The following is an 18,538-nucleotide window of genomic DNA, read 5'->3' as shown; positions in this document are numbered from 1 at the left end:
GCCGTCTCATCCCTTGCGCCCGGCGGCGCCTCGCTCAGCCCAGTTCGGCCGGCGGCGTCCGGTCGCGGTCGACCTTCTCCGTGCGCACCAGCTCGCCCCAGACGATGTAGCGGTAGTCGGAGGTGTACATGGGGGTGCAGGTCGTCAGCGTGATGAACCGGCCGGGCTTCGTCTTCCCCGACTCCTCGGGGACGGGCTGGAGGACGTCCACGTTGTACTTCGTGGTCTCCGGCAGGGTCTTGTAGACCTTGTAGACGTACCAGGTGTCCTTGGACTCGAAGACGATCGGGTCGCCGTTCTTCAACTTGTGGATGTTGTGGAACTTGGCGCCGTGTCCGTCGCGGTGCGCGGCGAGCGTGAAGTTGCCCTGCTTGTCCTGCGGGAGCGCGGACTTGATCGGATCGGTGTAGTAGCCGGCGACGCCGTTGTTGAGGACGGAACTCTGGGTGCCCTGCTTGACCAGGACCTCGCCGTCGCCCATCGCCGGCACGTGGAGGAAGCCGATGCCGTCCTTGGTGTCGAGCGCGCCGGGTCCGTCGGCCCAGCGGTCGCGGACCTGGGCGCCGTCCTTGTCGGCGGCGCGGTCGGCGAGGACGTTCGTCCACCACAGCGAGTAGACGACGAAGAGGCCGAGCACCAGGCCCGCCGTGATGAGGAGTTCACCGAAGAGGCTGATGACTCCGGCGATCCGATTACGCACGCGTGCCACTAGGTCGTCCCGTCGTCCCGTCCGGAGGTGTGGGGACTCAGCCTACGAGCGCTTGGGGCTTTCCCTGACTGCGCGGGCGTTCTTCTACGAGCCTGCCCCACACGATCATGCGGTAGGTGCTGGTGAATTCGGGGGTGCAGGTGGTCAGGGTGAGGTAGCGGCCGGGCTCGGTGAAGCCGGATCCCTTGGGCACCGGGTCGATGACGGAGACGTTCGAGGGGGCGGTCTGCGGCAGGATGCTCGCCATCTCGTAGGTGTAGTAGGCGTTGCGGGTCTCCACGACGATGGGGTCGCCGGGCTGGAGCCGGTTGATGTAGCGGAACGGTTCGCCGTGGGTGTTGCGGTGGCCGGCGACGGCGAAGTTGCCCTGCCTGTCGGAGGGCATGGCCGTCTTGAGCTTGCCCTCGGCGTAGTGGCCGACCATGCCCTTGTCGAGGACCTTCGCCTTGTTGATGCCCTCGGCGACCGGGACGACGACGTCGAGCTTGGGGATGTACATGATGGCGAAGCCCTCGCCCGGCTCGAACACGCCCGGCTTGCTGTCGTCCTCCCCGGCGCCGTCCCGGGCCCAGGTGTCCTCGATCCGCTCCTTGGCGCGGTCCGTCTCCTGACCGGCCAGCACGTTCGTCCACCACAACTGGTAGGCCACGAACAGCAGCATGACCACGCCGAACGTGATGAAGATTTCGCCGACGGCGCGGCTGGCGACGACCCCGACGCTGTCCTTGGCGGCGCGGGCGGCCCGGCGTGCCTCGACGCGGGAGAGCGGGGCTGCGGGGCCCGCGGGGGCTGTTGCGCCGGCCGGGGTGGCGGTCGCGGCGGCGGGGCCGCCTCGGCGTCCCTTGCCCCGGGTGCCGCCCTTGGCCGCCCGTCGGCGCTCCGCCCGACCGGGCCCGGGAAGGGGCTCCACGGCCTCCAGGACGGTCGTGTCGCCAAGGGAAGGCCGCCGAGGAGTCTCGGGGACGTCCGAAGGCTCGTAGGGCTCGTACGAGGCCGTGGGGGCGTCTCCGCGGGGAGCCTCGTAGGGGGTCGTGCTGGGAGCCTCGCGACGCGCCTCGTACGGGGTTGCGCGGGGAGCCTCGTAGGCGGGCTCCGGGGAAGCCTCGTACTGGTAGGCCTGTTGGGGCTCCTGGTACGCCTGGCCCTGGCCCTGGTAGGCCTGCCCCTGCTCCTGGCCCTGGTAGGCCTGCCCCTGCTCCTGGCCCTGGTACGTCTGCTCCTGCCCCTGGTACGGGTACGGCGCCGGGGCCGGTTCCTGGTACGGCGACGGGGCCGCGTAGGGGTCCGCGGGTATCGGCTCGGGCTCCGGATCGTTCGACGCCCGGAACCAGGGGGAGCCCGTCGTCACGCGACGGCCTTGCCCACCACCGGCGCGAGCCCCGCCGACCGTCCGACCGCCCCCTTGTCGCCGCACTGCTCGAGCCAGTTGGCGAGCATCAGGTGCCCGTGCTCGGTGAGGACGGACTCGGGATGGAACTGGACGCCCTCGACGGGCAGTTCACGGTGGCGCAGCCCCATGATGATGCCGTCCTCGGTCCGCGCGGTGACCTCCAGCTCGGCCGGCAGGGCGGCGGGCTCGGCGGCGAGCGAGTGGTAGCGGGTCGCGGTGAACGGCGAGGGCAGCCCGGCGAAGACGCCCCGGCCCTCGTGCGTGACGGGGGAGGTCTTGCCGTGCAGCAGCTCGGGCGCGCGGTCGACGACTCCGCCGTACGCCACCGCCATCGACTGCATGCCGAGGCAGACGCCGAAGACGGGCACGCCGGTGGCCGCGCAGTGCCGGACCATGTCGATGCAGACCCCGGCCTGCTCCGGCGCGCCGGGCCCGGGCGAGAGCAGGACCCCGTCGAACCCGTCCTGGGCGTGGCTCAGCTCCACCTCGTCGTTGCGGAGGACTTCGCACTCCGCGCCGAGCTGGTAGAGGTACTGGACGAGGTTGAAGACGAAGCTGTCGTAGTTGTCGACGACGAGAATGCGCGCGCTCACTGGCCGTCCACCGTCACATCGTTGAACGGAAGCAGCGGCTCCGCCCAGGGGAACACGTACTGGAAGAGGACGTAGACGACCGCGAGGGCCAGCACGATCGAGATCAGCGCCCGCACCCACGCGTTGCCCGGCAGATGCCGCCAGATCCAGCCGTACATGACGTCGACCGCCCCTTCCGTTCGTTACGGGGACCAGAGTACGGGGCGAGGGGGCCGTCGGGGGTCAGCTGTCCAAAGCCTGTGGACGACCGTCGGCGACCGGGAGCGTGGCGTCGAGGTGCGCCCAGACGACGAGCCGGTGGCTGCTGCCCCACTCCGGCTCACAGGTGGTGAGGGTGAGGTAGCGGCCGGGCCCGTCGAATCCCGACTTCGCGGGGACGGGGTCGATGACGCCGACGTCGGTGGGCACGGTCCGGTACGGCGCGCGGTCGACGCGGTAGGTGAACCAGGTGGTCCCGTCGGTGAGGACGATCGGGTCGCCGGCGCGCAGCCGGGGGAAGTCCTTGAAGGGGTCGCCGTGGGTGCGGCGGTGGCCGGCGACGGCGAAGTTGCCGGTGGCGCCGAGGCGGGCGGTGCCGGCGTAGTGGCCGAGGCCCTTCTTGAGGGTGTCGACCCCGGTGCCCTGGAGGACGGGCCACTTCCAGTCCCTGCCGAGCCGGGGGACGTACATGACGGCGATGCCCTTGCCGGGGGCGTACGGCGCGGCCTCGGGGGCGGTGGGCGCGGCGGTCGGGAGGGCGGTCGGGAGGGGGGTCTCGGTCCACGCGCGCTGGAGGGTGTCGATCTGGCCGGCGCTCGCGCTCGCGGCCTGGACCCCGGTCCAGTACAGGACGTACGCGACGAAGAGGACGATCAGGGCCCCGACGGTGATGCACAGCTCGCTGAAGGTCCTCACGACGAGACGCAAGCGCCCCTCCCGCAGTCGGCTCCCGGCGGTGCCGGGCCAGCCGCGCGTGGCGTCAGCCGACCGGCTTCGCTTGGTGGAGGTCCACTGTGCCCGAGTACCCGGGAAGAGTCACCGCCCGGTGGTCGTCGACTTTCCAGCCGAGCCCGTACGCCTTCACGTACAGCTGGTAGTTCTGGATCGCCGGGGAGGCCGAGAGGGCCCGGTTCAGCTTCCCCCGGTCGCCCACGGCGGTGATCTTGTAGGGGGGCGAGTAGACGCGGCCCTGGAGGATCAGGGTGTTGCCGACGCAGCGGACGGCGCTGGTGGAGATGAGCCGCTGGTCCATGACCCGGATGCCCTCGGCGCCGCCCTGCCACAGCGCGTTGACGACGGCCTGGAGGTCCTGCTGGTGGATGACCAGGTCGTTCGCCTGCGGCTCGGGGTAGCCGGGGGCGGCGTGGGCGTTCGGCGGGGCGTCGTTGAGGGTGACGGTGAGACCGGAGCCGGAGATCTCGGTGGTGCCGGCCGCCTTCTCCAGCGCGTGGAGTTTCGCGTCCTCCGCGCGCGTGGAGCCGTCGTCCCGGGCGGCGAGGGAGTCGACCTGGGAGCGGAGGGCCGAGGTGGACTCGTCGAGTCCCTCGTTCTTGTGACTGCGCTCCTCGATCAGGTCGGAGAGCCGCAGGAGCGAGGCGTCGGTGCGGATGTTCGTACCCTTGGCGGTGTTGAAGCTCGTGACGAAGATCAGTCCGGCGAGGGCGAAAACGGCAAGGGTGAGCACCCGGACGGGGCGCCACCTCGCGGTGCGGCCCGGTCCTCCGGGAGTGCCGGCGGAATTGCTCAACGTACCCTGATCCCCTTCGGTGCCGCGGAACCACTACGCTAACGGACGCCTGGGGGACGCAGTCGTCCTCCTTCGTCACATCCCGGCGTCAGCCACAGTTCCCTGCGCGGTCACGCAGCGCATCGACAGGAGAGTCCCTCGTGCCGAAGTCACGGATCCGCAAGAAGGCGGACTTCACGCCCCCGCCCGCGAAGCAGGCCACCTCGATCAAGCTGACCAGCCGCAGCTGGGTGGCGCCGGTGATGCTCGCGCTGTTCGCCATCGGTCTGGTGTGGATCGTGGTCTTCTACGTCACCGACGGTTCGATGCCGATCGAGTCGCTCCGGAACTGGAACATCGTGGTGGGCTTCGGCTTCATCGCGGCCGGGTTCGGCGTCTCGACGCAGTGGAAGTAGCCCAGAAGCCCCGAACAAGCACGAACACCAGGGGTACGGCGGCCGTCTAGCGGTCGTACGGGCTGCTCGTCAAGCTCTCCCCTGAACTTATCCACAGCGTTGTGCACAGCACTGGATAACTTACGAAGATCTGTGGATAACTCGCACGCGGTTGACGCCGGTATGACCGGAATCACCCTCGGCCGAGACGACGGAGCCCCTCGCCTCCCTGGAGAAACACCAGGTCAGAGGTGAGGGGCTCCGTCCTTCCCCACAGAGTGGGGAGAGTCCGCCACGCACTGTGGATAACTCTGGGGAAAGCTCACCGAGAAGCTCGTCCACAGCCCTGTCCGCTCAGGTGAGCGTCGCAGAGCGGGCCAGCACGATCCCCAGGTCGATCAGCAGCACCAGGGACAGCGCCCCGTACTGCACCAGGTTCCGGCGGGCCCTCGGCGCGTGCACGAGCGCGTACGTCACCACGGCGCCCGCGACCAGACCACCGACGTGGGCCTCCCAGGAGATCCCCGGTCGGGTGAACGTCATCAGCAGCGACAGGGCGACGAAGAGGACCACCGGCCGCATGTCGTGGCGCTGCCGCCGGGCGAGCACCACCCAGGCCCCGATCAGGCCGTAGACGACCCCGGACGCGCCCAGCGAGGGCTGGTTCTGCGCGGCGACCAGATAGGCCAGCACGGAGCCGGAGAGCCCGGAGAGCAGACACAGGGCCGCGTACCGGATCCGCCCCAGCTCGGGCTCGACGATCCCGCCGATCACCCACAGGCCCAGCACGTTGAACAGGATGTGCCAGAGCTCCTGGTGGAGGACGGTCGAGGTGAGCAGCCGGTACCACTCGCCGTCCGCGACCCCGACGAGCTCGCCGAGCGCCGGACTGTACGCGTAGCCGATGAGCACCAGCTCGTCGACCAGCCGGTCGCCGAACGCCAGTACGGCGAGGTACACCGCGAGGTTGATCCCGATGAGGATCTTCGTGACGAGGCGGCCGTCCGACGCGACCCGGCCGCCCGCGAGCGTCCGCGGCTGGTTGGCGTCGGCGGCGTGACCGGTCCCCGACCCGCTGCGCACGCAGTCGGGGCACTGGAAGCCGACGGAGGCGGAGACCATGCAGGAGGGGCAGATCGGCTTCTCGCAGCGCGTGCAGCGGATGCCGGTCTCCACCTCGGGGTGGCGGTAGCAGCGCGGCACACCGGTGTGCTCGCGCTCGGAGGGTTTCGGTTCCATGGGAGGTGCCGTCCCGTCCGTCTCAGCGCTTCTCGATCACCACGGAGTCGATGACCACGTCCTGGAGCGGTCGCTCGGTGTGCGGGTCGGTCGCGGTGGCCGCGATCGCGTCCACGACCTTCCGGCTCTCCTTGTCCACGACCTCGCCGAAGATGGTGTGCTTGCGGTTCAGCCAGGTCGCGGGGGCGACGGTGACGAAGAACTGCGAGCCGTTGGTGCCCGGGCCGGCGTTGGCCATGGCCAGCAGGTAGGGGCGGTCGAAGAACAGCTCCGGGTGGAACTCGTCGGCGAACTCGTAGCCCGGGCCGCCCGTGCCGTTCCCCAGCGGATCGCCCGCCTGGATCATGAACCCCTTGATGACCCGGTGGAAGACCGTGCCGTCGTACAGCGGGTCCGAGGAGACCGTGCCGGTCGCGGGGTGCGTCCACTCGCGCTCACCGCCGGCGAGCTCGACGAAGTTCCGGACCGTCTTCGGGGCGTGGAACGGCATCAGCCGCACCTCGATGTCGCCCAGGCTGGTCTTGAGGATCGCGTACAGCTGCTCGGCCACGGTCGCCTTCCGTCCACGTCATGTCACGTCTGTCGCTGCCGTGTCCGATCCTCGCATGCCCCGGATGCCCACCCCACATGCCGGACTTCGCTCCGGGAGGCATGATTCCGAAAAGGATGGAGAAGCGAAAACCCGACATCGTCGCCACCGAGGAGGAGGAATCCCGTGACCCGCATGGACAGCGTGCGCGCCGCGTCAGATTCGGCGAAGGAGAGCGTCCTGCACGCCGCGGAAGCGGTGGCGCCGTACGCCGGCACGGCGAAGGACCAGGCCGCACACTACGCGCACGAAGCGCGTGTGGTGATCGCGCCGAAGGTCTCCAAGGCCGCTCACCAGGCTCGGGCGCAGGCTCGGGCGCAGTACGACTCGTACGTCGCACCGCATGTTCCGCCGCGGGTCGACGCGGCCGCACAGCGTGCGGCGGTCAAGACCCGTCGGGCCTACCGTCAGGCGGCCGACTACACCGCCCCGCGTGTCGAGCACGCGGTCGCCGCGACCGGTCCCGTCCTGGAGGAGGCCGGGTCGCGTTCCACCGCCGCCTGGGCCGCGCTGCGCGGGCAGGTGACACCGGGAGAGATCCACAAGATCGTGAAGAAGCACGAGCGCCGGGCTCGGGCCGGACGCTTCGCCAAGGGCCTCTTGGTCGTGGGCGTCGTCGTCGGCGGCGCCTTCGCCGCCTGGAAGTGGTGGGACAAGCAGGCCAATCCCGACTGGCTGGTCGAGCCGCCCGTCGCCACCGAGGTGGAGGAGGGCGCGGTTCTGGCCGCCTACGAAGAGGGCGGGGATGTCCTCGACCCCGAGGTGGAGGCCAAGGTGTCCGAGGCTGAGGCCGCGGCCGAGGAGGCCGGCGACCACGACGAGCGCCGCTGACCCACGGGAGCTCCGCCGGACCGTTCCGGCCGACTCCCACCGACTGTGACCAGGGCCCTGTCGTTCTCCGCCGGGGTCCTGGTTGCTGCCTGGGTGCGGGGTGCTGCTGAGGTGCGGGTGCCTGCTGCGGTGCGGGGTGCTGCTGAGGTGCGGGTGACGGCCGAGGTGCGAGGTGCTGCTGAGGCCCTGGTGACGGCCGAGGTGCGGGTTCCTGCTGCGGTGCTGGGTGCTGCCGAGGTGCTGCGGGGTCCCGCGGTCGCGGGATCGTGCGAGGCGAAGCCGTGAGCAAGCGTGCTGATACGAGTGCGAGTGCGGGTACGAGTGCGGGACGTGCGCATCATCGTCTCCCCGGTCCCTACGCCGCCGCGGCGAGCGCCAGCTCCGTCAGCGCGGCCGGCTCGTCGCCCTCGGTCGTGGTGGTCACACCGGCCGCGGAGCGGTTACGGGTGGCCGGGGAGGAACCGTGCGCCTCGGCGGCGATGCGCTGCTTGATCGTGGGCGGCAGGGAGCGGTCGCCGACGAGCGGCAGGCGATGGGCCCGCGGTGCCGGTACGGAGGCGAGCGCGGCCCGCTTCTCCGCGGCGGCGGACGCGCCGGCGGCGGCCGGACCGGCCGGCTCCTCCGGCTGCTGGACGCCGTGCTGCTGGGCGGCCGCGGCGGTGCCCGCCAGGCCGACGGAGGCGAGCAGGGCGAAGAGGACGGAGATGAAGGCGGTCCAGAACTGCTTGACCTTGGCGGTGGCCATGGCCCCTCACTTTCGTGATGTTCTCGAATGGTTCATTTCGGTTTGCGCGCTTTACGTACTTTCCTCATGATGTGGATGCGCGCCCGTTTTCCACGGAACGTCGCCGCCGTCGCGCAGTTCTTCCGATGAACACCACCCGTCCGGAGCAGTGGCCCGGCCCGGTCCCCCGTTCGACGCCCACAGGGACGGTCGGGGACCGACGGAACGGATTCGGTGGGCCAGGGAGCCGCCGGCGACCAGGTCCATGGTGAACAGGACCTTGTCGTCGTCGGCGGCCCAGCTGGCCGGCGCGAGGACGTGCGGATGGTCGATCCGCAGCGCCTGTTCGCGGACGAAGCGGAGCCCACGGAAAGCACCCCCTGTGACCTGCGTTTCCGCAGTTCACAGGGGGTGCTTTCCGTGGAGCCTAGGGGAGTCGAACCCCTGACATCTGCCATGCAAAGACAGCGCTCTACCAACTGAGCTAAGGCCCCGGAACGAGAACAGCGTACCGGGTCACCCCCCATGCCCGGCAAAAGGATTGGGACTCCCGGTCGGCGACCACGCTCCGTAAGATGCTGACCGAGGTTCGCAGTGGCGAACCTAGGGATGGGGAGAAGAAATGGACGCAGCGCAGCAGGAAGCCACGGCGCGAGCCAGAGAGCTTCAGCGCAGTTGGTACGGAGAGCCGCTGGGGGCGCTCTTCCGTCGGCTGATCGACGATCTCGGACTCAACCAGGCCAGGCTCGCGGCGGTGCTGGGGCTCTCCGCGCCCATGCTGTCCCAGCTGATGAGCGGCCAGCGGGCCAAGATCGGCAACCCGGCCGTCGTCCAGCGCGTCCAGGCGCTCCAGGAACTCGCCGTGCAGGTCGCCGACGGCACCGTCAGCGCCGCCGAGGCCACCGACCGCATGGACGAGGTCAAGAAGTCGCAGGGCGGCTCCGTTCTCACCAGCACCGGTCAGCCGGCCACCGGGTCGGGCGCCCCGACCGTGCGCAGGGTGGTCCGCGAGATCCAGTCGCTGCTGCGCTCCGTAGCCGCGGCCGGCGACATCATCGACGCCGCCGACTCCCTCGCCCCGGCCCACCCCGAACTGGCAGAGTTCCTCCGGGTGTACGGCGCGGGACGCACCGCGGACGCGGTCGCGCACTACGAGTCGCACCAGAACTGACGCGGCCGGCGGCCGGCGGCCGGCCGGCATCGCCTCGACACGGACCAACGGACCAACGGGGAGCGGACGCAGCACGATGGGTGAGGTTTTCGCCGGGCGGTACGAGCTGGTCGACCCGATCGGGCGGGGCGGTGCGGGCGCGGTGTGGCGCGCCTGGGACCACCGGCGCCGCCGCTACGTGGCGGCCAAGGTGCTCCTGCAGAGCGACGCGCACACCCTGCTCCGCTTCGTCCGCGAACAGGCGCTGCGGATCGACCATCCGCACGTCCTCGCGCCGGCCAGCTGGGCCGCCGACGACGACAAGGTCCTGTTCACCATGGACCTGGTCGCCGGCGGCTCCCTGGCCCACGTGATCGGCGACTACGGCCCGCTGCCGCCCCGGTTCGTCTGCGTCCTGCTCGACCAGCTGCTCTCGGGCCTGGCCACGGTGCACGCGGAGGGGGTCGTGCACCGAGACATCAAGCCCGCGAACATCCTCATGGACGTCACCGGGACCGGGCGGCCGCACCTGCGGCTGTCCGACTTCGGCATCTCCATGCGCAAGGGCGAACCCCGCCTCACCGAGACCGACTACGTGGTGGGCACGCCCGGCTACTTCGCGCCCGAGCAGCTGCTCGGCGCCGAACCCGACTTCACCGCCGACCTGTTCGCCGTCGGCCTGGTCGCCCTCTATCTGCTCCAGGGCCGCAAGCCGGACTCCCGCGCCCTGATCGAGCACTACGCGGCCCACGGCGCCCCCGGGGCTCCCGAGGGCGTCCCCGAGCCCCTGTGGCAGGTGCTCGCCGGTCTGCTGCAACCGGACCCGCAGGCCCGCTTCCGGACGGCCACCGGCGCGCGCAAGGCCCTGGCGGCGGCCGTCGAGATGCTGCCCGAGCCCCACCCCGACGAGGAGCGGGTCGAGATCTTCGACCAACTCGGCCCGCTGCCGCCCGGCTTCGGCCCACAGGGCCCGACGGGCCCCACCGACGGCGAACAGGTCGGCGGTGAAGTCGGGTTCGGCGCCGAGCAGCTGCTCGGGCGCGAAGTAGCCGGGCGTGCCCACCACGTAGTCGGTCTCGGTGAGGCGGGGTTCGCCCTTGCGCATGGAGATGCCGAAGTCGGACAGCGCCCCCACCGCGGCGACCGCCGTGATCAGGGCCCCCGCCCTCCGGCCGAGGCCGCCCTGCGTCGTCACGCGCTGCTCCTCTTCACTCAAGCACGTCGGCTTTTTGCTCAGGCAAAGCAAAGCCCCGGCCCGCTCTCGCGCGGCCGGGGCTTCACCCACAGAGGGTTCGGGTCTCAGACACCGGAACCTGCGGGCACGGAGTCGGTCGCCTCCGTCCACAGGTCCTGCTCGGCGCGATCCGCCTGGATCTGGCGGTACACGAGGAGCCCGCCGATGGCGGCCAGTGCGACCAGGAGCAGCTTCTTCACCGCGCGACCTCGTCTTTCGTTGACGTAGGAGACTTCTGACGCCCACTCTACACATCGACCGATACCGATCGGTGACCTGTACGAGGTTCAAACCTCCCAGGGACCCCGGACAACGAAATCGACCCGGACGGAGGAACCGTCCGGGTCGATCTTCACTGTGGGGCTAACAGGATTTGAACCTGTGGCCTCATCCTTATCAGGGATGCGCTCTAACCAACTGAGCTATAGCCCCGCCGCGCTCTGCGGTGTATGTCCCGCGCGCTGACTCCTGAACATTAGCGCACAGGAGGGCCAGTCCCAAAATCGGTAACCGACCGGCCCCCTCGCAGGTCACTCGGCTGTCACTCGTCCTCGGCGAGCGTGAGCTCCACACCGCCCACGAAGCCGGCCGACAGGTTGTAGATGAACGCGCCCAGCGTCGCCAGCGCGGTCATCAGGACCACGTCGATCACGGCGATCACCGAGGTGAACATCAGCACCCGCGGCAGCGAAAGGAACGACTGCAGGTCGAAGCCGTTGGACTCGTTCGAGCCCGTGGCCTCGCTGATCGTGCCGCCGACGGTCGAGAAGACGCCCATGGCGTCCATGACCATCCACAGCACCGCCGCGGCGACGACCGTGCAGATGCCCAGCGCGATGGAGAGCAGGAAGCTCACCTTCATCACCGACCACGGGTCGGCCTTGGCCACCCGCAGCCGCGCCTTGCGCGTTCGGGGCGTCGTGCGGGCCCCCGTACGCGGCCGGCGCACCGCGCCGGTCTGACCGCCCGCCGTGCCGCCCGGCGCCGGAGCGCCGTACGCCTGCGGCGGGTGGTACGGGCCCGCCGACTGCTGCGCGCCCGCGCGCTCGCCGGGCAGCGGCCCGTTGTAGGTCTCGTACGAGGGCTGCTGCCCCCGAGTGTCCGTCACCGCAACCCCCTGGGAGTCCGTGGCGGAGCCACGGGCGCCGTTCGCTCCAGCACCAGCAGAAGCTCCGGCGGCCGCCGATCCGGCGCCCGTGGCTCCACTCACGCTCTTACTCCTCGTGCTCCCCGGCCGAGGGCTCCGTGCCCTCGACTGCCTCGGTCTCGACCACGACGGTCCCGACCGCTGCCTCGGCCGCCTCCACGGCGCCCTCGGCGTCGACTGCCTCGTCGATGTCGTCGTCCTCGCTGCCGGCCTCGGCGTTCCGTGCGATGCCGACGACGGCATCACGCTTGCCCAGGTTGATCAGCTGGACGCCCATGGTGTCACGGCCGGTCTCCCTGACTTCGTTGACTCGCGTGCGAATCACACCGCCGGACAGCGTGATGGCGAGGATCTCGTCCGTCTCCTCGACCACCAGCGCGCCCACGAGCGAGCCACGGTCCTCCACGATCTTGGCGGCCTTGATGCCGAGGCCGCCACGACCCTGGACGCGGTACTCGTCGACGGGGGTGCGCTTCGCGTACCCGCCGTCGGTCGCGGTGAAGACGAACGTACCGGGCCGGACGACATTCATCGAGAGCAGTTCGTCGTCGGTTCGGAAACTCATCCCCTTGACGCCCGATGTGGCACGTCCCATCGGACGCAGCGCGTCGTCCGTGGCGGTGAAGCGGATCGACTGCGCCTTCTTGCTGATGAGCAGCAGATCGTCCTCGGCGGAGACCAGTTCGGCGCCGATCAGCTCGTCGTCGCGACCATCCTCGGTCTCCCTGAGGTTGATCGCGATGACACCGCCGGCCCGCGGCGAGTCGTAGTCCTTCAGCGCGGTCTTCTTGACCAGGCCGGCCTTGGTGGCGAGCACCAGGTAGGGAGCGGCCTCGTAGTCGCGGATCGCCAGGATGCGGGCGATCTGCTCGTCCGGCTGGAAGGCCAGCAGGTTGGCCACGTGCTGGCCGCGCGCGTCCCGGCCGGCGTCGGGCAGCTCGTACGCCTTGACGCGGTAGACCCGGCCCTTGTTCGTGAAGAACAGCAGCCAGTGGTGGGTGGTGGAGACGAAGAAGTGGTCGACGATGTCGTCCTGCTTCAGCTTCGTGCCCCGCACGCCCTTGCCGCCGCGCTTCTGCGAGCGGTAGTCCTCGGTCTTCGTCCGCTTCACGTAGCCACCGCGCGAGATGGTGACGACGATGTCCTCCTCGGCGATCAGGTCCTCGATGGACATGTCACCGTCGAAGGGCACGAGCTTGGAGCGGCGGTCGTCGCCGAACTTCTCGACGAGCGCGGCCAGTTCCTCGCTGACGATCGCGCGCTGGCGCTCCGGCGAGGCCAGGATCGCGTTGTACTCGTTGATCTTCGCCTGGAGCTCGTCGTGCTCGGCGACGATCTTCTGGCGCTCCAGGGCGGCGAGCCGGCGGAGCTGCATCTCCAGGATCGCGTTGGCCTGGATCTCGTCGATCTGGAGCAGGTCCATCAGGCCGCCGCGGGCGACCTCGACCGTGTCGCTGCGCCGGATGAGCGCGATGACCTCGTCGATCGCGTCCAGGGCCTTGAGCAGGCCGCGCAGGATGTGGGCGCGCTCCTCGGCCTTGCGCAGCCGGAACTTCGTCCGGCGGACGATGACCTCGATCTGGTGCGTCACCCAGTGGCGGATGAACGCGTCCAGCGAGAGGGTGCGCGGCACGCCGTCGACGAGCGCCAGCATGTTGGCGCCGAAGTTCGTCTGGAGGTCGGTGTGCTTGTACAGGTTGTTGAGGACGACCTTGGCGACGGCGTCGCGCTTGAGCACGATGACGAGGCGCTGGCCGGTGCGGGACGAGGTCTCGTCGCGGACGTCGGCGATGCCGCCGATCTTGCCGTCCTTGACCAGGTCGGCGATCTTCTGCGCGAGGTTGTCCGGGTTGGTCTGGTACGGCAGCTCCGTGACCACCAGGCACTGGCGGTTCTGGATCTCCTCGACCTCGACGACCGCGCGCATCGTGATGGAGCCGCGACCGGTGCGGTACGCCTCCTCGATGCCCTTGCGGCCGACGACGAGCGCGCCGGTGGGGAAGTCCGGGCCCTTGATCCGCTCGATCAGGGCGTCGAGGAGCTCCTCGTGACTGGCGTCGGGGTGCTCCAGGGCCCACTGGGCGCCCGCCGCGACCTCGCGGAGGTTGTGCGGCGGGATGTTGGTCGCCATGCCGACCGCGATGCCGGCGCTGCCGTTGATCAGCAGGTTCGGGAAGCGGGACGGCAGGACCGTCGGCTCCTGGTTCCGGCCGTCGTAGTTGTCCTGGAAGTCGACGGTCTCCTCGTCGATGTCCCGGAGCATCTCCATCGACAGCGTCATGAGCTTGCACTCGGTGTACCGCATGGCGGCGGCCGGGTCGTTGCCCGGGGAACCGAAGTTGCCGTTGGAGTCGACGAGCGGCATGCGCATCGACCAGGGCTGGGCGAGGCGGACGAGCGCGTCGTAGATCGAGGAGTCGCCGTGCGGGTGGTACGTACCCATGACGTCGCCGACGACGCGGGCGCACTTGTAGAAGCCCTTCTCGGGCCGGTAGCCGCCGTCGTACATCGCGTACAGGACGCGCCGGTGGACGGGCTTGAGGCCGTCCCGTACGTCGGGCAGCGCGCGGGACACGATGACGGACATCGCGTAGTCGAGGTACGAGCGCTGCATCTCGGTCTCGAGCCCGACGGGCTCGATCCGCAGCGTGGGCTCTTCTTCGGTGGTCCCGGTCGGGGTGGTTTCGTCGGCCATTGCTGGTCGTCAGTCCTTTCGTACGGTCAGCTGAGACCGACTCAGATGTCGAGGAAGCGAACGTCCTTGGCGTTGCGCTGGATGAACGAGCGGCGTGCCTCGACGTCCTCGCCCATCAGCACCGAGAACAGGTCGTCGGCCTGCGCGGCGTCGTCCAGGGTGACCTGGCCGAGTACGCGGTGCTCGACGTCCATGGTGGTGACGCGCAGCTCCTCGGCGTTCATCTCGCCGAGACCCTTGAAGCGCTGGATCGAGTCTTCCTTGATGCGCTTGCCGCTCTGCTTGCCCAGCTCGACGAGCGCGTCCCGCTCCCGGTCCGAGTAGGCGTACTCGAAGTCGTCCCGGCCCCACTTGATCTTGTAGAGCGGGGGGCGGGAGAGGTAGACGTGGCCCGCCTCGACCAGCGGCCGCATGAAGCGGAAGAGGAAGGTCAGCAGCAGGGTGTTGATGTGCTGGCCGTCGACGTCGGCGTCCGCCATCAGGATGATCTTGTGATAGCGGAGCTTCTCGATGTCGAAGTCCTCGTGCACACCGGTGCCGAAGGCCGAGATGAGCGCCTGGACCTCGGTGTTCTGGAGGATCTTGTCGATACGGGCCTTCTCGACGTTCAGGATCTTGCCGCGGATCGGCAGGATGGCCTGGTACATCGGGTTGCGGCCGGACTTGGCCGAGCCGCCGGCGGAGTCACCCTCGACGATGAAGATCTCGCACTTGGCCGGGTCGTTCGACTGGCAGTCGGACAGCTTGCCCGGCAGCGACGCCGACTCCAGCAGGCCCTTGCGGCGGGTCAGGTCGCGGGCCTTGCGCGCGGCCACGCGCGCGGTGGCGGCCTGGATCGACTTGCGGATGATGTCCGCGGCCTCGATCGGGTTGCGGTCGAGCCAGTCGTTGAGGTGCTCGTAGACCGCCCGCTGCACGAAGGTCTTGACCTCGGTGTTGCCCAGCTTGGTCTTGGTCTGGCCCTCGAACTGCGGCTCGCTCAGCTTGACCGAGATGATCGCGGTCAGACCCTCGCGGATGTCGTCGCCCGTGAGGTTGTCGTCCTTCTCGCGGAGCAGCTTCTTGTCGCGCGCGTACTTGTTGATCAGCGAGGTCAGCGCCGCACGGAAGCCCTCCTCGTGCGTGCCGCCCTCGTGGGTGTGGATGATGTTGGCGAAGGAGTACACGCCCTCGCTGTAGCCGCTGTTCCACTGCATCGCGACCTCGAGCGACAGGGCCTTGTCCTTGTCCTCCGCCTCCAGGTCGATGACGGTGGGGTGGACCAGCTCGCCCTTGCGCGAGTTGAGGTACTTCACGAAGTCGACGATGCCGCCCTCGTAGTGGTACTTCACCGTGCGCGCGGCCGGCTCGGCGGCCGCCTCGGCGTCGGGGTCGTCGGCGCCGACCGTGGCCTTGGCGGACTCGCGCTCGTCGGTGAGCGTGATCGTCAGGCCCTTGTTGAGGAAGGCCATCTCCTGGAAGCGGCGCGAGAGCGTCTCGAAGGAGTACTCGGTCGTCTCGAAGATGTCCGGGTCGGCCCAGAACGTGACCGAGGTGCCGGTCTCGTCGGTCGCCTCGTGCTGGGCGAGGGGCGCGGTCGGGGCGCCCATCTTGTAGTCCTGCGTCCAGCGGTGGCCGTCCGTTTTGATCTCGACGGAGACCTTGGTGGACAGCGCGTTCACCACGGACACGCCGACGCCGTGCAGACCGCCGGAGACGGCGTAGCCGCCGCCGCCGAACTTGCCGCCCGCGTGCAGCACGGTGAGCACGACCTCGACGGCCGGCTTGCCCTCGGAGGCCACGATGCCGACCGGGATGCCGCGGCCGTTGTCGATGACGCGCACGGCGCCGTCGGCCAGGATCGTCACGTCGATGGTGTCGGCGTGGCCGGCCAGGGCTTCGTCGACCGAGTTGTCGACGACCTCCTGCACCATGTGGTGCAGACCGCGCTCGCCGGTCGAGCCGATGTACATGCCGGGGCGCTTGCGCACCGCATCCAGGCCTTCGAGGACCTGGATGTTGCTGGCGGTGTACTGGTTGTTCTCGTTGGGGTCGCCGGAATCGGCCACGAAGCGCCCTTTCTGGCACAGCACAGGCCGTTCTCCGGGCATACGGGAGCGGCTGCGTCGTTCGACTTGTTCCGCAGGGTGGCGGGATTGTCTCCCAGTCTACCGGTAGCGCCGACAGTCATGGGGGTTTGCCGGTGCCTGAGTCCGCATGTGCCGCCCTGAGCGGGAGCCAAACGACTCCCCATATCCGGACAGGGGCTCCAGAGCCCCCTGACGGCCACCCAGCGCTTCGGACCGATGCCTCGCTGTGGGCACTCGCCGCTCGGGGTGGAAGGGGGGCGGACACGACCCGTCCGCGCGGTGTCCCTCTCCCGGACCCGCGCCGCGTGAACAGCCCCCGGTGAGGGCTACCCGCAGGTAGCTCTCACCCGCTGTCAGGGCTACCCGTAGGTGTCCCCGGGGCCCACGGAACCCGGCGCCCGCAGCGGGCCGTACCCGCGCCGGGGCCCGCCCGGCCCGAGCACCCTGATCATCCGCACGGTGCCGTGGCCGAGGTCCTCGTTGAGCCGCGCGACCAGCGTCGGCGCCAGCAGCCGCAGCTGGGTGGCCCAGGCCGTGGAGTCGCACTGCACGGTCAGCACGCGGGCGTCCGGCTCGTCGTCGAACCGCACCGGTACGCAGTGCTTGGCCAGGTCCTCGCCGACGATCTGCGGCCAGCGGCCCATGACCCCGCCGACGGCCGCCGGCGTCTCCCAGCCCCGCTCGGTGATCAGCCGGTTGATCGCGGCGCCGAGCGCCATCGGGTCGCGCCCGTCGGCGCGCGGGCCGGAGCGCAGGCCGCCCCCGCGCCGGGCCTGCTTCTTCTGCTGGGCGGCCGCGCCCCTGGCCCTGGCCTGTTCCTTGGCGGCGCGCAGCGCGACCCGGGCGAGGTCCACCCCCGAGGACTCGGGAACGGCCGGCGCCGGAGTGTCCACAGGCTGGGGAAGGTTCTCCTCGCTCATGCGCGTTCCACCTCTCCTCCGGCCACCCGGTACCGGGTCCCCGCGAGGACCCCCGGCACGTCGTCGTCGACGGCGGCCGTCACCAGGACCTGCTCGCCGCCCGCGACGAGCTCCGCGAGCCGCTCGCGCCGCCGCGCGTCCAGCTCGGCGAAGACGTCGTCGAGGACGAGGACCGGCTCGTTGCCCTCGGACCGCAGCAGGTCGTACGAGGCCAGCCGCAGCGCGAGGGCGTACGACCAGGACTCGCCGTGACTGGCGTACCCCTTCGCGGGCAGCTCGCCGAGCTTGAGGAGCAGTTCGTCGCGGTGGGGTCCGACGAGGGTCACGCCCCGCTCGATCTCCTGCTTGCGGACCTCGGACAGCGCGGCGATCACCTGCTCGTACAGCTCCTCGCGGGTGTGGCCGGTGCCGGGCGCGGAGGGCCGGTACTCCAGCTGGACCGGCCCGCCGCCGGGCGCGAGCTGCTCGTACGCCTTGTCCGCGAGCGGCTGCAGTACGGCGATCAGGTCGAGCCGCTGGGCGAGCAGCTCGGCCCCGGCCCGCGCGAGGTGCTGGTCCCAGACGTCCAGGGTGGACAGGTCCATGCCGCGGCCGCCGTGCCGCCGGGCCATCGCGGCGGACTTCAGGAGCGTGTTGCGCTGCTTGAGGACGCGGTCGTAGTCGGAGCGCACGCCCGCCATGCGCGGCGCGCGCGCCGTGATCAGCTCGTCGAGGAAGCGCCGGCGCTCGCCGGGGTCGCCCTTCACCAGGGCGAGGTCCTCGGGCGCGAACAGCACGGTCCGCACGATGCCGAGCACGTCACGCGGTCTGACCTGCGAGGACCTGTTGATCCTGGCACGGTTGGCGCGGCCGGGGTTGAGTTCGAGCTCGACCAGCTGGGAGCGCTCGCCCTGGGTGACGGCGGCGCGGATCACCGCGCGCTCCGCCCCCATCCGGACGAGGGGGGCGTCGGAGGCGACGCGGTGGCTGGCGAGGGTCGCGAGATAGCCGACGGCCTCGACCAGATTGGTCTTGCCCTGGCCGTTCGCGCCCACGAAAGCGGTGACGCCCGGGTCGAGCGGGACCTCGACCCGGGCGTAGGAGCGGAAGTCGGCCAGCGACAGATGCGTGACGTGCATGGTTGGGCGCCGACCTTCTTCCCCCGGCGG

Annotated in this window: 18 protein-coding genes, 2 tRNA genes and 2 pseudogenes; 4 read left to right on the top strand and 18 right to left on the bottom strand. The window is 70.1% G+C overall.

The features are described 5' to 3' along the window. Positions 1–34: 34 nt before the first annotated feature. The 6 genes from EAO70_RS14530 to EAO70_RS14505 form a co-directional block, all read right to left on the bottom strand. On the bottom strand, positions 35–709 hold the full coding sequence (locus EAO70_RS14530; RefSeq protein ID WP_148003374.1) for a class E sortase: 675 nt from the start codon (positions 707–709) through the stop codon (positions 35–37). A 37-nt stretch (positions 710–746) separates the two neighbouring features. Next, positions 747–2,057, bottom strand: a complete 1,311-nt coding sequence (locus EAO70_RS14525) for a class E sortase (RefSeq protein WP_148003373.1) — start codon at positions 2,055–2,057, stop codon at positions 747–749. After that, a complete protein-coding gene (locus EAO70_RS14520; RefSeq protein WP_148003372.1) occupies positions 2,054–2,692 on the bottom strand; it encodes an aminodeoxychorismate/anthranilate synthase component II in 639 nt (212 codons plus the stop codon). The genes EAO70_RS14525 and EAO70_RS14520 overlap by 4 nt, the downstream gene beginning before the upstream one ends. Beyond that, positions 2,689–2,850: a hypothetical protein gene (locus tag EAO70_RS14515; RefSeq protein ID WP_148003371.1), complete on the bottom strand. Its 162-nt coding sequence runs from the start codon at positions 2,848–2,850 to the stop codon at positions 2,689–2,691. Before EAO70_RS14515 ends, EAO70_RS14520 begins: the two co-directional genes overlap by 4 nt. Positions 2,851–2,914: 64 nt before the next feature. Next, on the bottom strand, positions 2,915–3,598 hold the full coding sequence (locus EAO70_RS14510) for a class E sortase (RefSeq protein ID WP_148003370.1): 684 nt from the start codon (positions 3,596–3,598) through the stop codon (positions 2,915–2,917). Positions 3,599–3,650: 52 nt separating this feature from the next. After that, entirely contained in the window at positions 3,651–4,418 is a 768-nt protein-coding gene (locus tag EAO70_RS14505; RefSeq protein ID WP_148003369.1) for a DUF881 domain-containing protein, read from the bottom strand. A gap of 140 nt (positions 4,419–4,558) precedes the next feature. Between EAO70_RS14505 and crgA the strand changes: the two genes are divergently transcribed. Beyond that, on the top strand, positions 4,559–4,813 hold the full coding sequence (gene crgA, locus EAO70_RS14500; RefSeq protein ID WP_148003368.1) for a cell division protein CrgA: 255 nt from the start codon (positions 4,559–4,561) through the stop codon (positions 4,811–4,813). Between the two features lie 333 nt (positions 4,814–5,146). On the opposite strand, the gene EAO70_RS14495 is transcribed toward crgA, so the two are convergent. Together EAO70_RS14495 and EAO70_RS14490 are read right to left on the bottom strand one after the other, a co-directional pair. Further along, positions 5,147–6,031: a rhomboid family intramembrane serine protease gene (locus tag EAO70_RS14495; protein ID WP_148003367.1), complete on the bottom strand. Its 885-nt coding sequence runs from the start codon at positions 6,029–6,031 to the stop codon at positions 5,147–5,149. A gap of 22 nt (positions 6,032–6,053) precedes the next feature. Further along, a complete protein-coding gene (locus tag EAO70_RS14490; protein WP_148003366.1) occupies positions 6,054–6,581 on the bottom strand; it encodes a peptidylprolyl isomerase in 528 nt (175 codons plus the stop codon). A gap of 165 nt (positions 6,582–6,746) precedes the next feature. Between EAO70_RS14490 and EAO70_RS14485 the strand changes: the two genes are divergently transcribed. Further along, positions 6,747–7,451, top strand: coding sequence for a DUF5324 family protein (locus EAO70_RS14485; RefSeq protein ID WP_148003365.1), 705 nt, complete (start codon positions 6,747–6,749; stop codon positions 7,449–7,451). Between the two features lie 355 nt (positions 7,452–7,806). On the opposite strand, the gene EAO70_RS14480 is transcribed toward EAO70_RS14485, so the two are convergent. The 3 genes and pseudogenes from EAO70_RS14480 to EAO70_RS14470 all read right to left on the bottom strand — a co-directional run bounded on the left by EAO70_RS14480 (position 7,807) and on the right by EAO70_RS14470 (position 8,669). After that, positions 7,807–8,196, bottom strand: coding sequence for a DUF6344 domain-containing protein (locus tag EAO70_RS14480; RefSeq protein ID WP_148003364.1), 390 nt, complete (start codon positions 8,194–8,196; stop codon positions 7,807–7,809). Between the two features lie 186 nt (positions 8,197–8,382). After that, positions 8,383–8,538, bottom strand: a pseudogene (locus EAO70_RS39175) (serine/threonine protein kinase); the annotation flags it as partial. A 58-nt stretch (positions 8,539–8,596) separates the two neighbouring features. Beyond that, positions 8,597–8,669, bottom strand: a tRNA-Ala gene (locus tag EAO70_RS14470). 128 nt (positions 8,670–8,797) lie between these two features. Here EAO70_RS14470 and EAO70_RS14465 point away from each other — a divergent pair. Together EAO70_RS14465 and EAO70_RS14460 are read left to right on the top strand one after the other, a co-directional pair. Then, entirely contained in the window at positions 8,798–9,346 is a 549-nt protein-coding gene (locus tag EAO70_RS14465; RefSeq protein ID WP_055601717.1) for a helix-turn-helix domain-containing protein, read from the top strand. Positions 9,347–9,422: 76 nt separating this feature from the next. Further along, positions 9,423–10,301: pseudogene (locus tag EAO70_RS14460) on the top strand (serine/threonine-protein kinase); the annotation flags it as partial. Positions 10,302–10,624: 323 nt separating this feature from the next. Here EAO70_RS14460 and EAO70_RS38485 read toward each other — a convergent pair. The 7 genes from EAO70_RS38485 to recF form a co-directional block, all read right to left on the bottom strand. Beyond that, positions 10,625–10,759, bottom strand: coding sequence for a DLW-39 family protein (locus EAO70_RS38485; RefSeq protein WP_003958712.1), 135 nt, complete (start codon positions 10,757–10,759; stop codon positions 10,625–10,627). A gap of 158 nt (positions 10,760–10,917) precedes the next feature. Continuing rightward, positions 10,918–10,991: transfer RNA gene (locus EAO70_RS14445), tRNA-Ile, on the bottom strand. A gap of 109 nt (positions 10,992–11,100) precedes the next feature. Beyond that, positions 11,101–11,667, bottom strand: a complete 567-nt coding sequence (locus tag EAO70_RS14440; protein ID WP_148003363.1) for a DUF3566 domain-containing protein — start codon at positions 11,665–11,667, stop codon at positions 11,101–11,103. 106 nt (positions 11,668–11,773) lie between these two features. Continuing rightward, complete coding sequence (gene gyrA, locus EAO70_RS14435) at positions 11,774–14,401, bottom strand: DNA gyrase subunit A (protein WP_148003362.1); 2,628 nt, start codon at positions 14,399–14,401, stop codon at positions 11,774–11,776. 41 nt (positions 14,402–14,442) lie between these two features. Beyond that, on the bottom strand, positions 14,443–16,473 hold the full coding sequence (gyrB, locus tag EAO70_RS14430; protein ID WP_148003361.1) for a DNA topoisomerase (ATP-hydrolyzing) subunit B: 2,031 nt from the start codon (positions 16,471–16,473) through the stop codon (positions 14,443–14,445). A 356-nt stretch (positions 16,474–16,829) separates the two neighbouring features. Next, positions 16,830–17,390 (bottom strand): DUF721 domain-containing protein, encoded by a 561-nt coding sequence (locus tag EAO70_RS14425; protein WP_148003360.1) that lies wholly within the window; start codon positions 17,388–17,390, stop codon positions 16,830–16,832. Next, entirely contained in the window at positions 17,387–18,508 is a 1,122-nt protein-coding gene (gene recF, locus EAO70_RS14420) for a DNA replication/repair protein RecF (protein ID WP_148003359.1), read from the bottom strand. Before recF ends, EAO70_RS14425 begins: the two co-directional genes overlap by 4 nt. Between the last annotated feature and the right edge of the window lie 30 nt (positions 18,509–18,538).

The sequence above is a fragment of the Streptomyces sp. adm13(2018) genome (assembly GCF_008042145.1).
Taxonomy (GTDB): domain Bacteria; phylum Actinomycetota; class Actinomycetes; order Streptomycetales; family Streptomycetaceae; genus Streptomyces.
The sequence above is the reverse complement of the archived record's forward strand: the minus strand, read 5'-3'. Positions and strand labels throughout refer to the sequence as shown.

What these genes read in the sequence shown, in the direction of transcription:
- gyrA (WP_148003362.1), bottom strand. Translation starts at nt 14,401, where the DNA reads ATGGCCGACGAAACCACCCCGACCGGGACCACCGAAGAAGAGCCCACG.
- EAO70_RS14425 (WP_148003360.1), bottom strand. Translation starts at nt 17,390, where the DNA reads ATGAGCGAGGAGAACCTTCCCCAGCCTGTGGACACTCCGGCGCCGGCC.
- EAO70_RS14515 (WP_148003371.1), bottom strand. Translation starts at nt 2,850, where the DNA reads ATGTACGGCTGGATCTGGCGGCATCTGCCGGGCAACGCGTGGGTGCGG.
- EAO70_RS14465 (WP_055601717.1), top strand. Translation starts at nt 8,798, where the DNA reads ATGGACGCAGCGCAGCAGGAAGCCACGGCGCGAGCCAGAGAGCTTCAG.
- recF (WP_148003359.1), bottom strand. Translation starts at nt 18,508, where the DNA reads ATGCACGTCACGCATCTGTCGCTGGCCGACTTCCGCTCCTACGCCCGG.
- EAO70_RS14495 (WP_148003367.1), bottom strand. Translation starts at nt 6,031, where the DNA reads ATGGAACCGAAACCCTCCGAGCGCGAGCACACCGGTGTGCCGCGCTGC.
- EAO70_RS14480 (WP_148003364.1), bottom strand. Translation starts at nt 8,196, where the DNA reads ATGGCCACCGCCAAGGTCAAGCAGTTCTGGACCGCCTTCATCTCCGTC.